A 14675-nucleotide genomic window follows, 5' to 3' on the forward strand; every position below is an offset into this window, starting at 1 on the left:
GAATAGGACATTGCTAAGCTCCTATTTAGGTCGCTCTTTGCCATCCTTGGCAACGCGACATTAGTATATCCCTACACGTCAGAAACCCGATCCGAAAGAGTCGGGTTTTTTGCTTTCTGGCGTTTAAAAAAGACAAAATCCATAGCTAGCATGCACTGATAACAAGGGTAGTGCGTCTTATATTAGACATGCCATGTCAGAATAGGATATTTTGCTGTTTGTTCTATGATAAACCTATATCTTTTATTAGCTTAATAGTTACAATATTGAAAAAGTTTTAATAGGTCTGATTAATGCGCTACTTAATATATTTATTTTCCTCTGTATTCCTGTTTATATTTCAAGTGAATTCTTATGAATTTGTCCTTGAAAAATCACCAAGTATTAATAAACTTGGTGATTTTAAAGCAAGTGACTTATGTCAAATTACCGAAAATACAATGGATTATATTAAAAAGGTTCCTAGCGATAAGTTTGCAGTACACCCAGGGACAATATTTAACAATAAAATTAGTATGCAAGATATTGAACAAACATTGGCGTTTATCTGTACAACTTATCGTGAGGACGTTCGAGCAAAACGACAGAGTCGCCTACACGATATAGCCTTTGTAAAAGAGAATTTTAATTTTTTTCGTTGGCTCCCTGATACACAGACAGCACAACTAATTGCAGATAAAAGTACCAATGAAGTTAAAAGTCGATTACTAAATAGTATTCCCAAAGATAAAATTTTTCTTACTAAATATTATACGAAACTATTAGATGCCAGTACCGTTAAAACCACTAAATATAATCAAGCTTTGTATGCCTTACCGACTGATGAGGAAGGCCTTTCATTAGAGCAAGCTGAAAACCAGAAACCGCAATTGATAAGGTATAGGTATACCCGACAAGATATTATGGCAGGAGCCTTATCAACAAATACAGCGGTTAAACCTCTAATTTGGTTATCTGAAGAAGCATTACATGATGTTTTGTTACAAGGCACTGGCGTGGTAAACGTCGATGGAAAAGTTCGTTACTTTAATGTTCACCGTAATAACGGCATAGCTTATGATTATGCATTAGGAAAACGAGAGCAAGCAAGATATTGGTATTTTATTGAGGTCCCTAGCATTATGGGCTATGGCCAAAAACAAGAGGATAAGATAGCGTTAAAATCTCAAGTAACGTTTGCTGGCAATGTAAAGCAGCTAGGGTTAGGTAAACTCTTTATGGTTAGTTATGACCGTAATAATGAAAATATATCACGGATCGGTGTTCTAGCTGATCAAGGTGGAGCCTTCGATGATAATTTATTCCAATTAGATATGTTAGTAGATAGCTATAAAGGTTGGAGTGATTATCACCAAGCTAATAAGCATTTACCCGACTACGCTCAGGCTTGGTTAATGTTACTAAAGTAAATAAAGGCTTATACGACAGAAAAAATTGCATCAGCGAGTCTTTTATCTAAAATGCTTGCTGTTATATCTTCAGGTTTAGCTTTTACATTAGGGGTAGGCTGGCTGTCTAAAGGGAGATGAATATTTACTTTCTTTCTTTTAAGCTTATATTGATTTTTAAGTAAACTGCACGGCGAAAACATAAAGTGTATTACAAACATAGCACATTTCGATGTTACCAATTATAGGATCTCTGAAGTATCTAGTTTAAATCTTGATCTATATCAAACACAAACGAAAGACTTAATGATAATCGTTTGCATTACGTTTTATTCATGTGTATTATCACTTCAATTATAAAAACTCTCTCTACAAACTTTAACGGACATGAACCCATGATGAAGAAAACCTTAATTGCTTCTGCACTTGTTGGCTTATTTGCTAGCACGGCTGTTATTGCAAATGACGATACAGAGGAATTACGTAAAGTTATTGCCCAGCAACAAGAAGTATTAAAGAGCTTAGAACAACGTTTAGATCAAACAGAGCAGCGCTTAGAAGCAACTGCTGACCAAGTTGAGTCAAGTACAACTGCTAGCCCATTTGCCAAAACAACCATTGGTGGCTACGGCGAATTACATTATAACAACTATAAAGATACTGACGCGAAAGTTGATTTTCATCGTTTCGTATTATTCTTTGGTCATGAGTTCACCAATAAAATTCGCTTTTTCTCTGAATTCGAATTGGAACATAGCATTGCTGGTGAAGGGCAAGATGGCGAAGTTGAGCTAGAACAAGCTTACGTAGAGTACGATTATAGCGACACTATCACTACCAAAACAGGTTTGTTTTTGGTTCCTGTTGGCATCATAAACGAAACTCACGAGCCACCAACATTTTATGGTGTTGAACGTAACGGTGTTGAAAAGAATATTATTCCAGCTACTTGGTGGGAAGCCGGTGTTGCAGCTAACTTTAAGTTGGCACCAGGTATAGCTGTTGATACCGCTATAACTAGTGGCTTAAACGTTGGAGATGATTACAAAATTAGAGGCGGACGTCAAAAAGTTTCTAACGCTTCGGCTGAAAACTTAGCCTACACTGGGCGTATAAAATATACAGCTATTCCAGGCTTAGAGTTAGCCGCAACGGTTCAGTTTCAAACAGATTTGGCTCAAAGTGCTGCTGGTGTTGATAAAGCTGCTGCAACATTAATTCAAGCCCATGCTATTTACCAAGTTAATAACTTCACCGTTCGTGCACTATATGCCGCTTGGAATATTTACGGTAAAGAAGCAAAAGCATTAGGTCGAGATGAGCAAACAGGTTGGTACGTTGAACCTTCATATATGTTTAATGAAAAAATGGGTGCTTTTGCCCGCTATGCTGAATATAACAATGAAGCAGGAGCTAGTTCTTCTGATGCTGTTGAATCAACCAGTGTAGGTATCAATTATTACTTACATGAAAACGTTGTACTAAAAGCTGATTTTGAAGAATTAAGCGGTTCAAAAGACTCACAAGGCTTTAACTTAGGTTTTGGCTACCAGTTTTAATTTGATTTACTTATCGCAAACTTGCGTTAGGTTATAATTCACATGGAAGTGAATGAGCATTATTTGCTCATTCACTTTTGTGTTTTAACAAATCTATTTATCATCAAGGGTGACATGTGGTTAAAATTATATTCACTTTCTTAGTTATATTTAGTTTGCAAACACCGGCGTTTGCGAATGGTATTTATCAAACATCTAAACAGTTTATTAGCAGTTCTTTTAATGGTGAGTCACCAAAATCTAAAGCGCTATGGTTGTCAAATGACGACAAAGTGGTAATTAGTGATATTATGAGCCATGAATATAACCGTTTACGCGTAAGGTACTGGCAACAAGAAAATGCAACGGTTTGGGTGCTTGAAGAAATAGGTAAAGAACAACCTATTACAATTGGTGTTCACATTAAAGACGAGCAGGTAGTTGACCTTAAAGTCCTTGTTTATCGAGAGTCCCGTGGTGATGAAGTTCGACATGACTTTTTCACAAATCAGTTTAAGTCAGCCTCACTGACTAAAGAAAACATGCTTAATCAACATATTGATGGTATAACAGGCGCAACCATGTCGGTACGCGCACTAACTAAAGTTGCACGTTTGGCATTGTGGTTAAATAAAAAGGTAAAAGTTTAATTTTTACCGGTAATAAGTTTATTTAGATAGGTCTAACGTATCCCAATGATAAATAAAAAATCAGCATACTTAATCCGTAATCGTTTTGTTCGTCATCTGCGAAAATGGCATCGGCAACTGGGTATATTTGCTGCATTATTCCTGATTTTTCTTTCTATTTCGGGTGTCGCTTTAAACCACACCTCATTTTTTTCTTTGTCAGATAAATCAATCACTAGCTCAATACTACTTAATCATTATGGAATTAAGCCCCCTAGTGATATTCGTTTTTATCAACAAAAAGAATGGTTAGTCACTGACCAGCTTATCTGGTTAAACGATCAAGTGGTTTTTCAAAGTGATACGCCTGTTATTGGTATTAGCCGTTTTCAATCTTATCTATTGTTGGTTACCACAAAGCAACTTGTTATTTTTACTGACGAAGGGCTTATTATTGATAAGATCGACAATTCCAGTGATTTACCTACGCCTATTTCAGCATTTAGCATTATTGGTGATCAGCTTGTTTTAAATACACCAGAGGGTTATTTTCAAGGAGATAGTGATTTCTTTGAGTGGCAAAAGATCACTACGCTGGTTGAGCCGTCTTGGGTCCAAAGTGCTTCTGTGACGGAAAATGAGCTGGTTGTGGCGAACAAAAAATTCCAATCGCAGTTTTTAAACTGGGAAAGAGTGATTCTTGATGCTCACTCTGGTCGATTATTTGGTAACTTAGGTGTTTGGTTTATGGACATTGTTGCTTTGATGCTTATCTTACTATCAGTGAGTGGTATTTATATTTGGCTAAAGTTTACTTATAAAAAACGTTAATATTACCCTTAGCAAGTGTTCAACCCCAGACCTTTAACGCTAATTAAGGTCTGGTCTATTTATAAATAACTGAGCCTACTTAGCTATTGTTGAGTAAGTATTCTTTACTCTGTCGACTGAAGTAAAGCTTCTAACTCTTGTTGATACTTTTGTTTTTTACTTTCTGAAAAGCCAACATGAGTACTAACCACCTCTCCTGAACGGTCAATGATGTAGCTGCTTGGCATGCCTTTTAATTTAAATTTACGGGCAACATTGCCTTTAGGGTCATAAAAAACAGTGAAATCAGCCGGAACTTCTGCCAAAAATTCATCTGCTAATGCTTTATTGTTATCAACGTTAACACTGATAATAGTTAAGCCTTGCTGTTTATATTGCGCTTGTATTTCGTTCATCCACGGGAAGGACTTTCGACAAGGACCACACCAAGATGCCCAAAAATCTAAATAGATCACTTGTCCTTTGTGATCAGCAATTAATTTATCAAAATTTTGTAATACGTTTTCCTGTGCTATTGGCTGAGCAAAACTTACCGTTGTAAAACAAAAACTGGTCAGGACAGAGAATAACAATGGAATTAATTTTCTAGTGTTCATAGTATTTTACTTTGCAGAGTTTTTCTTATTAGAACACGGATATTTAACGAGGTGAAGTGTGATAGTTATAAAACGATAATTGTATTTTTAATGATGAGTAAGGTAAATTGCACGCAATACTTTATCTTTTAGACAGACTTATGAAAATACTTTTACAGATCAGCTCCTTGTTCATTGCTTTAATTTTACCATTGAGCATAGCGAATGCTTCAGCAGATAAAACACCCGAGCAACTTGAGCATGACAAATGGCTAAAGTTACGTTTTAGCGCTCAACATGAACGCTTAATACCGGTAGTTGCCGTTGCAGATATGTTTTTTGCTTGTGACCAAGCTAAAAATAGCGGTAATGCTAATTATCAAGTAAAGGAGCTTGTTGAAGATATGGACCGTAATTTACTGGCTGAAAAATTAACGGCTTGTTTAGCGGGAGCAACAACACAGTCTGATACTGCCTTGAATTATGGTTTGCATGGCTGTTTTTCTGAGCAATTATCAAGTTTACCACCGCAGCAGAAGTTAGAAAGAATGGCGGTGGTAACGGCAAGTATTTCAACGTTAAGCCGAGAAGAAAGGCAAAAAAGCTTTACTCGTTGTGTTACCGATCAAAGTATTAGCTATTTAAAGTAATTGCAGAGCAATCAGTTAAAGCTAAAAGCACAAAGTTAAGTGCCTCCTACTTAATTCAATAAGTTAGCCGGTGAAAATTGGTCAGTTAATAACTTAGTCTTTTCTGGCCAGTCTTGCTCGACACTAATTGGTGTCATTTGTTGGCTTATCTTTAATAAATCAATATTGAAAGGTGTTAAACGTGTTTGTAATTTTTTTGCTCGCTGATTAATTAATTCAACACTGGGCAGTTGTCCTTTGGCGGCTAAGATAATGCGATTACTATTTTTATAGTTTCGTACATTATAAAAATCGCCAAATACTGCTTTATAGGTAGCTGATTCATGTGCATATAAATCACTGACTGAAAAAGTATTAGCGCTTAATACACCTTCGGGGCTAAGTAAATCTTTAGCTTCTTGTAAAAACTCTTGCGTTAATAAGTGCTCAGGAATGTAATCACCGTTAAACGCATCAAGAATTATCCAATCGTATTGTTGTTTTCTGATCAACGCGCGTTTAATAAAAATTCTGCCATCTTGTATTACCGATGAAACAGCTTGGTTTTCGAGAAAACCAAAATATTGCCGAGCAACTTTTACAACCGCAGGGTCTATTTCAACATTGGTGATTTTACTCGTTGGGTAGAGTTCTTGAAGGACGTTTGACATAGTTCCGCCACCTAAACCAACAATAAGAATACTTTTAGGCTGCTCAATTAATAGCAAAGCGGAAAAGAGTAGTTTTGTATAATTAAAGACTAAACGTTGAGGGGCAGTTTTATAAAAGCAGCTTTGATTCGTTTTAGTTGTTTTCACATTGAATTTCAAACAACGTAAATCACCTTGATCATCAACCAATATATTTCGATATAATGAACGTTCTTGGTGAACGACTTCCGCGCTTGTACTATTAACAAATAGGCAACTCAGGATAAAAATAGTTAACATCGAATAATTAAGCTTACTCATTTATAACACCTACTGTATTAAAGCTAACAGATTTCACCGATTTATTTAAGACAATAGCAATAAGTCCCAATAACGCTAATATCGAACTAAACACCATAATAATACTGTTCACTTCAAAAAATAACACCAGATAAAATGAAGTAAGAATAGTACCTAATGCACTACCTAGTGTGGAAACAAAATATAGTTTTCCAGCGATTTGACCGCTCTTATCTCGGTCAGTTACTAATAAGCGGACCGAGTAAGGGGAGATCATCCCTAAAATAATCGTAGGTATAAAGAAGAGCGCTGTACAGGCGAGTAAAGAGCCATAGCGAGAATCTTCAACATTTAAAAAGATGACTTCCATTATTGTTGTTGACCATAAGGCAACGGGCAAAATGGTAATGCCTGCTAATACAAAGATAAAACCATATTTTTTCAAAGAAGCATTTTTTGTCGACAGCTTACCACCAGCCAAATAGCCAAACGATAAACTCAGCATAAACACGGTAATTATACTGCCCCAAATATGCACACTACTGCCAAAAAAAGGAGCAAGTATTCTGCCACCTAATAGTTCAATGCCCATTATGCAAAAACCGCTACAAAAAGCGAGTAGGTAAATGAATGGGTTTTGCCATGATGGCTGGGGTTTGGTATCCGTCATTTAGGGTATCAGTAATATTGTCTATTAAGTAAAGCTATCTTAACGACAAAAGGCGCGATATACCAAGCCAATTTGATAGGTAGCCGTTCGACCTGAATTTCAGTTGCATCCTGAAAATTCAAGCTAAACGGCGATACACGCCTTTTGGGTTTGTTAAGGCTTATTTACGCTTTTTAGCTGCTTGCTTCTCGAGTAAAGGTTTTAAGAACCTCGCGGTATGTGATGTCTTGTGTTTAGCAACCTGTTCAGGTGTACCAGAAACCAATATTTCACCACCACCAGAGCCACCTTCAGGGCCTAAATCAATAATCCAATCGGCTGTTTTTATCACGTCTAAGTTATGCTCTATAACAACAACAGTATTGCCATGGTCACGCAAACGATGGATAACATGCATCAGTTGTTTGATGTCGTGAAAATGCAAACCTGTGGTTGGTTCATCAAGAATATAGAGGGTCTTACCAGTATCACGTTTGGATAGCTCTTTTGATAATTTAACCCGTTGTGCTTCACCACCTGAGAGGGTAGTGGCCGACTGACCTAATTTAATATAACTTAAACCAACATCCATTAACGTTTGTAATTTACGGTTAATAGCTGGGATGGGTGCAAAAAAAGTTAACGCGTCTTCGATTGTCATATCAAGCACTTCATGAATGCTCTTGCCTTTATATTTTACTTCTAATGTTTCACGATTATAACGTTTTGAATTACACGCATCACAAGGAACATAAACGTCAGGTAAGAAATGCATTTCAACTTTGATTAATCCATCGCCTTGGCAAGCTTCACAACGCCCGCCTTTTACATTAAAGCTAAAGCGTCCGGGTTTATACCCTCTTGAACGTGACTCTTGAGTCGCAGCAAAAATTTCACGAATAGCGGTAAATATACCCGTATAGGTTGCAGGGTTTGAGCGTGGTGTTCTCCCTATCGGGCTTTGGTCAATATCGATAACTTTATCAAGTAAATCTAAACCAATAATTTCTTTATACGGTGCCGGTTCTTGTGTCGTCGCACCATTTAAAGCAATGTGAGCAAGTTTAAATAGGGTATCGTTAATCAAGGTCGACTTGCCTGAACCTGAAACACCGGTTACACAGGTCATAAGACCATTGGGTATAACTAAATCAACATTCTTTAAATTATTACCGGTTGCGCCTTTTAGTTCAACGACATTGTTTTTATCAAAAGGTACACGAACCTTAGGTATCTCAATACCTTCTCGTCCTGAAAGGTATTTACCCGTTAGTGAATTTTCACAGGCTAAAATATCATTTACATCACCTTGAGCAATAATTTCACCACCATGAACACCGGCTCCAGGGCCAATATCAATAACATAGTCGGCGGCTCTGATGGCGTCTTCGTCATGCTCAACCACGATCACGGTATTGCCTAAATCACGTAAATGGATCAAGGTTTTTAATAAACGTTCGTTATCGCGTTGATGTAACCCAATTGATGGTTCGTCTAATACATACATTACGCCAACTAAACCAGCACCTATTTGGCTTGCTAAACGAATACGTTGTGCTTCACCGCCTGATAAGGTGCCAGCAGCGCGTGATAAATTGAGGTAATTTAAGCCAACATTAACTAAGAAGCCTAAACGTTCACACACTTCTTTAAGAATTTTTTCTGCAATTTGTGCTTTCTGACCTGATAAATTTAAGTTTTCGAAAAAGGCTAAGGCGTCAGAAATAGCAAGCTCGGCAATATCAGTTAATGGTGTATCAGCAATAAAAACATTACGCGCTTCAAGTCGTAAACGACTGCCATTACAATCTGGGCAATGTTGGCTATTTAAGTATTTTGATAATTCGTCACGAACGGCATTAGATTCTGTTTCACGGAATCGTCGTTCCATATTATTAATTATGCCTTCAAACGGGTGCTTACGAATAACGACATCACCACGGTCGTTCATATATTTGAATTCAATCTCTTGTTTACCACTACCACGAAGTATTAAATCTTGGTCACTCTTGGATAACTTTTCAAAAGGTTTATCAAGGGCAAATTTATAATGATCAGACAGTGCTTGTAGCATTTGAAAATAGTAAAAATTACGTTTATCCCAGCCACGTATTGCACCGCCCGCCAAGCTCAATTCAGGGTTAGTAATAACACGAGCAGAGTCAAAAAACTGTTGATTACCCAAACCATCACAGGTTTTACAGGCACCTGCTGGATTATTGAATGAGAATAAGCGCGGCTCAAGCTCTTGCATGCTATAACCACACTTTGAACAAGCAAAATTAGCTGAAAAGACTAATTCTTCTCGATCAGGTTCATCCATAAAGGCAACTTTAGCAGTACCCGCGGTTAAACTTAATGCGGTTTCAAAAGATTCGGATAAGCGAAGTTGAATATCGTCACGTACTTTTAAACGGTCAACCACCACTTCAATCGTATGTTTTTTGTGAAGTTCTAATGTTGGAGGATCAGATAAATCACAGACCTCGCCGTCTATTCTAGCTCGAATATAACCCTGAGATGCGAGGTTCTCGAGTAATTTAACATGCTCACCTTTTCGACCTTGCAGCACAGGCGCGAGTACCATGACTTTTGTACCTTCTTCAAGCGCTAAAACCTTATCGACCATTTGTGAATTTGTTTGTGCCGCTAAAGGCTGGTGATGTGTAGGGCAACGTGGCTCGCCAACACGCGCATAAAGTAGTCGTAAGTAATCGTAAATTTCGGTAATAGTACCCACAGTAGAGCGTGGATTATGCGACGTTGATTTCTGTTCAATAGAAATTGCCGGCGATAAGCCTTCTATGTGATCGACATCAGGCTTTTCCATCATCGATAAAAATTGACGAGCATAAGCCGAAAGTGATTCGACATAGCGTCGCTGACCTTCTGCATATAAAGTATCAAAAGCGAGTGAAGATTTACCTGAACCCGAAAGCCCAGTAATAACGACTAATTTTTCTCTAGGAATATCTAAGCTGATGTTTTTAAGGTTATGCGTTCTAGCGCCACGTACTTCAATGTTTTTCATAAATATCCACTCTAATAAGTTTATCCGAATGTGCACAAACTCAATAGATTCGCTATCGCTATTTTACGTAAAGTTTGAACCAAGTATTATTGCATAATTACTCGGCAATAATCAGTAATAATCTCTGTTTTTGTTCAGGACTTTGTCGTGCTACTATAGCGCGAATTTTCGCTTTTTTATGACACGTTAAATAGAGAGCCCCATGAGTACGACAGGTTTAAACAGTATTGAGAAAAAAGCCGCATTTTCTTTAGCCGCCGTTTTTGGCTTGCGTATGCTTGGGCTTTTTATGATTTTGCCAGTGTTTGCTATTTATGGCGAGCAACTGATCGGCTTTAGTCCTATTTGGATAGGCTTAGCTATTGGAGCATATGGTCTAACCCAAGCTATGCTGCAAATACCTATGGGGATACTGTCTGATAAATACGGCAGAAAACCGATTATTTTAATTGGTTTAGTTATTTTCTTCTTAGGGAGTGTTGTCGCTGCAATGTCTGACACTATTTATGGCGTTGTTTTTGGCCGAGCATTACAAGGTACCGGCGCTATTGCAAGTGCGGTATTAGCACTGGCCGCCGATTTGAGTCGAGAAGAGCAACGACCCAAAGTTATGGCAACTATTGGTATGTTTATTGGCTTGTCATTTACTCTCGCTATGGTTTTTGGACCTATAGTTGCGCAAGCGTTTGGGCTGAGTGGTTTGTTTTGGTTTACGGCAATATTAACCATTTTAGCTATGGTAATGATTCAGTTCATGGTACCAAACTCAGTAAATAAAGCGCCAAAGGGCGATAGTGTCGCTTTACCGGAGCAACTCAGTAAGCTTATTCGTAATCCCGAATTATCGCGTTTAAATTGGGGAGTATTTATTCTTCATATGGCGTTAACGGCTTGTTTTATTACTTTACCTAAACAGTTTGTTGCCAGTGGTTTAGCGCTAGAGCAACATTGGCAATTATATTTACCCGCTTTGTTAGGTTCTTTCTTTTTGATGGTGCCTTTTATGATTATTGCGATTAAAAAGCAAAAAGAAAAACAGATGTTTTCAGCGGCTATCTTATTACTGGCAGCCTCGTTATTACTGTTGTGGTATTTACCGCTTGGCTTTTGGACGTTAGTGTTATTGGTGGTGATGTTTTTTACTGCCTTTAATTATCTAGAAGCAACTATGCCATCTATTTTGTCACGCATTGCTCCGGCTGGCGTAAAAGGCAGTGTGATGGGTATTTATTCGAGTAGTCAATTTTTAGGTGCTTTTACCGGTGGTATTATTGGCGGCATTATTGCCAGCCAATTTGGGGAACAAGCGATATTTTTAGTAATGTCATTGATCACTTTATTATGGTTTTTTGGTGCTATAAGCATGAAACCACTGCAAAAATCAAAAAGTTATACTTTCACGACTAGCATTGATTGCCAAGAAAAAGCCAATGAAGTCGCCGAAAAATTAATTGAATTACCTGGGGTTATCGAAGCGATATTGGTGCAAGAAGAATCGGTTGTTTACCTTAAGGTTGATGATAAAGTGGTGAACTTGGCTGATATTAAAGCTGCCTTGAACCCATAGTGATAAACCATCTGCTGAATTTTCTTATCTCCTTATAGGCAAGTTCAGCAGAGACAAAGCTGTTAAATACCACAATTAATAAACGCCACTAACCAGGTAATATTGCTTACTAGTGCCTATTGTTAACGCAACATCATCATCAATATACTTACCTATTAATGCTTTTGCCATCGGTGAGTTTTGTGTAATAACGGTATAGGGCTTTCTATTTAATACGCCTTGAAAGCCTCCTGCGGCCGGCGCAATAAAAAACCATTTATCACCACCTTTTTCTGGTGTTATCTGTACTAAGGCGCCTATTGAAACAGGCATTTTTTCCTCAAAATTGTAAATAATGAACCGTTCAATGGCTTGTTTAGCTTGTTGAATATCATTGACACGTCTAGATTGCCCTTCCGCTAAATAGCTAGCTTCAATAGCAAGCGTATCGTATTGAGTTTCTGCGACCGACTGATCATCAGTGGCGGCTAAGTGAGCATTATTTGCTGCTGTTTTTATCGCAGACAATTCTGCTGATAAATGGGCAAGGATATCGTTAATTATTATCTGTTTTTTCATCATACTCAGCATACTTGCTTGAAATTTTTAGTAAATATATTTTTGATCTGACAGCTGTCAAAATAGTACTTGAATTTATCGTTATAAACGTCTACTTTATAATGATAATAACTGGTTTGACCATAAAAATAATCCCGAAAAAGTGAACTACTATGACAATTAGCACAGCCAATAGCGCCTTTCCTAACTTATTAGCCCCATTAGATTTGGGTTTTACCACCTTAGCAAATCGTACACTCATGGGCTCAATGCACACTGGACTTGAAGAAGAAAAAGGCGGCTTTGATAAATTGGCTGCTTTTTATCAAGCTCGAGCTAAAGGTGGTGTCGGTTTAATTGTTACCGGTGGTATTAGCCCCAACGCACGCGGGCGCCTAACACCTATGGGCTGTGAACTCAGTAAGTTTTGGCACGTCGCTAAACATAAAAAAATTACTGAAGCAGTTCATCAGTATCCAACAAAAATTTGTTTGCAGTTGTTGCACGCCGGTCGTTATTCTTATCATCCATTTAGCTTTGCGCCAAGTAAAGTTAAGTCACCGATAAATCCATTTACACCCGCTGCGATGTCAGTTCGTCAAATTAAAGGCACCATTAAAGACTTTGCCCATTCAGCATTATTAGCACAACGTGCAGGCTACGATGGTGTTGAAATTATGGGTTCTGAAGGTTATTTAATTAACCAGTTCTCATGTGTACGCGTTAATAAACGAACCGATGAATGGGGAGGCTGCGTTGAAAACCGTATGCGCTTAGCCATTGACATCATTAAAGCTGTTAGAGAAAAAGTGGGTGAAAAATTCATCCTTATCTTTAGATTGTCGATGCTAGATCTTGTTGATGGAGGTAATAGCTGGGCCGATGTAGTTACCATGGCAAAGGCGGTTGAAGCGGCTGGGGCGACATTAATCAATACCGGTATTGGCTGGCACGAAGCGCGCATTCCTACCATTTCTACTTCGGTACCACGTGCTGCATTTACTTGGATCACAGAGAAAATGAAGCAAGAAGTTTCTATTCCATTGGTGACAACTAACCGCATAAATACCCCAGAGGTCGCTGAAGAAGTTTTATCATCAGGACAGGCCGATATGGTTTCAATGGCGCGACCATTTTTAGCTGATGCGGAATTTGTCCAAAAAGCGATGGAAAATAAAAGTGATGAAATCAACACTTGTATTGGTTGTAATCAAGCCTGTTTAGACCATGTTTTTCAGCAAAAACGTGCTTCTTGTTTAGTTAATCCAACGGCATGTTATGAAACAGAACTCACCTTCGCTAAAACGTCAAAAAATAAACGTATCGCTGTTGTAGGCGCTGGCCCTGCTGGTTTAGCTTTTAGTGTCTATGCGGCACAACGAGGTCATAAAATAGAAATTTTTGACCGTGCTAGTGAAATTGGCGGTCAATTTAACTTTGCTAAGCAAGTACCAGGTAAAGAAGAATTTTATGAAACGATTAGGTATTTTAATAAGCAAATTAACTTACTCGATATTAAGCTACATTTATCCACCGAAGCGACTGCCGAAACGCTAGCAAATGCTGGCTTTGATGAAATAGTGGTTGCAACGGGTATTTTACCTAGAAAACTCGATATAGAAGGTATTGAGCATGAAAAAGTAAAAAATTATTTAGATGTACTACGTGATAAACAACCCATAGGAAAAAATGTTGCCATTATTGGCGCTGGAGGTATTGGGTTTGATGTTGCGGTTTACTTAGCGGAAGAACACGAAAAAAGTCCTCTCGTGAACAACAAAGAAAAATGGTTAAAGAGCTGGGGCGTAGATCAAAGTTATCAGGGTAATGGTGCTTTGTTGGACAAGTCGGCAGTAGAGCCTATTGAAAAAACATCACGTAATATTCACTTATTACAAAGGAAGTCGACTAAGGTCGGTGCAGGGTTAGGGAAAACAACGGGTTGGATCCACAGAGCGACCTTAAAAAATAATGGTGTAAAAATGTTAGCTGGTGTCAGTTACAAAAAAATAGATGATGCCGGTTTAACCATTGAAATTGATGGCATAGAGCAAGTACTAGATGTTGACCATGTTATAATTTGTGCAGGGCAAGAATCACAACGTGGTTTATATAATAAATTAGAAAGCATCAAGGGTGCGGAGCAAGGACTACACTTAATTGGTGGTGCTAAAGTTGCTGCTGAATTAGATGCGAAAAGAGCGATACGCCAAGCTGCAGAGCTTGCCGCTATCATCTAACAGTAAGTGCTCGCCGACTTGTTGAAGATATAAATAATAATTGAAAGAAAGCAACTCTGTTTATGGTCAACTGTTATGTAGTTATATTCGCATAACAGTTAACCCATAAAA

The 14675-nt window shown here is 38.0% G+C and carries 13 protein-coding genes; 7 read left to right on the forward strand and 6 right to left on the reverse strand.

The window, feature by feature from the left end:
• Nucleotides 1–293: 293 nt before the first annotated feature.
• Nucleotides 294–1409: an MltA domain-containing protein gene (locus H4J57_RS16160; protein ID WP_182243604.1), complete on the forward strand. Its 1116-nt coding sequence runs from the start codon at nucleotides 294–296 to the stop codon at nucleotides 1407–1409.
• Nucleotides 1410–1417: 8 nt separating this feature from the next.
• On the opposite strand, the gene H4J57_RS16165 is transcribed toward H4J57_RS16160, so the two are convergent.
• Nucleotides 1418–1609, reverse strand: a complete 192-nt coding sequence (locus H4J57_RS16165) for a hypothetical protein (RefSeq protein ID WP_182222958.1) — start codon at nucleotides 1607–1609, stop codon at nucleotides 1418–1420.
• Between the two features lie 177 nt (nucleotides 1610–1786).
• Here H4J57_RS16165 and H4J57_RS16170 point away from each other — a divergent pair, with 177 nt between their 5' ends.
• The 3 genes from H4J57_RS16170 to H4J57_RS16180 all read left to right on the forward strand — a co-directional run bounded on the left by H4J57_RS16170 (nucleotide 1787) and on the right by H4J57_RS16180 (nucleotide 4386).
• Entirely contained in the window at nucleotides 1787–2947 is a 1161-nt protein-coding gene (locus H4J57_RS16170; protein ID WP_182222960.1) for a porin, read from the forward strand.
• 116 nt (nucleotides 2948–3063) lie between these two features.
• Complete coding sequence (locus tag H4J57_RS16175) at nucleotides 3064–3576, forward strand: FMN-binding protein (RefSeq protein WP_182243605.1); 513 nt, start codon at nucleotides 3064–3066, stop codon at nucleotides 3574–3576.
• A 45-nt stretch (nucleotides 3577–3621) separates the two neighbouring features.
• Nucleotides 3622–4386: a PepSY-associated TM helix domain-containing protein gene (locus H4J57_RS16180; RefSeq protein WP_182243606.1), complete on the forward strand. Its 765-nt coding sequence runs from the start codon at nucleotides 3622–3624 to the stop codon at nucleotides 4384–4386.
• A 104-nt stretch (nucleotides 4387–4490) separates the two neighbouring features.
• Here H4J57_RS16180 and H4J57_RS16185 read toward each other — a convergent pair whose 3' ends face one another.
• The gene (locus tag H4J57_RS16185) at nucleotides 4491–4982 is read right to left on the reverse strand and encodes a TlpA disulfide reductase family protein (protein ID WP_182243607.1); all 492 of its coding nucleotides are present in this window, start codon (nucleotides 4980–4982) and stop codon (nucleotides 4491–4493) included.
• A gap of 140 nt (nucleotides 4983–5122) precedes the next feature.
• On the opposite strand from H4J57_RS16185, the gene H4J57_RS16190 reads away from it, so the two are divergent.
• Entirely contained in the window at nucleotides 5123–5611 is a 489-nt protein-coding gene (locus H4J57_RS16190) for a hypothetical protein (RefSeq protein WP_070375591.1), read from the forward strand.
• A 50-nt stretch (nucleotides 5612–5661) separates the two neighbouring features.
• Here the strand turns inward: H4J57_RS16190 and H4J57_RS16195 are convergent, their stop codons facing one another.
• From H4J57_RS16195 to uvrA, 3 genes are all read right to left on the reverse strand, one after another.
• Nucleotides 5662–6561 carry a fused MFS/spermidine synthase gene (locus tag H4J57_RS16195; protein WP_182217941.1) on the reverse strand — a complete coding sequence of 300 codons (900 nt, stop codon included), beginning with the start codon at nucleotides 6559–6561 and terminating at the stop codon, nucleotides 5662–5664.
• Entirely contained in the window at nucleotides 6554–7210 is a 657-nt protein-coding gene (locus H4J57_RS16200) for a fused MFS/spermidine synthase (RefSeq protein ID WP_182217942.1), read from the reverse strand. The genes H4J57_RS16195 and H4J57_RS16200 overlap by 8 nt, the downstream gene beginning before the upstream one ends.
• A gap of 160 nt (nucleotides 7211–7370) precedes the next feature.
• Nucleotides 7371–10220, reverse strand: coding sequence for an excinuclease ABC subunit UvrA (gene uvrA / locus H4J57_RS16205; protein ID WP_070375593.1), 2850 nt, complete (start codon nucleotides 10218–10220; stop codon nucleotides 7371–7373).
• 202 nt (nucleotides 10221–10422) lie between these two features.
• Between uvrA and H4J57_RS16210 the strand changes: the two genes are divergently transcribed.
• Entirely contained in the window at nucleotides 10423–11787 is a 1365-nt protein-coding gene (locus H4J57_RS16210) for an MFS transporter (RefSeq protein ID WP_182217943.1), read from the forward strand.
• Between the two features lie 75 nt (nucleotides 11788–11862).
• On the opposite strand, the gene H4J57_RS16215 is transcribed toward H4J57_RS16210, so the two are convergent.
• Nucleotides 11863–12348, reverse strand: a complete 486-nt coding sequence (locus H4J57_RS16215) for a hypothetical protein (RefSeq protein WP_182243608.1) — start codon at nucleotides 12346–12348, stop codon at nucleotides 11863–11865.
• Nucleotides 12349–12497: 149 nt separating this feature from the next.
• Here H4J57_RS16215 and H4J57_RS16220 point away from each other — a divergent pair, with 149 nt between their 5' ends.
• A complete protein-coding gene (locus H4J57_RS16220; RefSeq protein WP_182243609.1) occupies nucleotides 12498–14564 on the forward strand; it encodes an NADPH-dependent 2,4-dienoyl-CoA reductase in 2067 nt (688 codons plus the stop codon).
• Nucleotides 14565–14675: the final 111 nt, after the last annotated feature.

The organism is Colwellia sp. BRX8-7 (genome assembly GCF_014077275.1).
In the GTDB taxonomy this organism is placed as follows: Bacteria; Pseudomonadota; Gammaproteobacteria; order Enterobacterales; family Alteromonadaceae; genus Colwellia_A.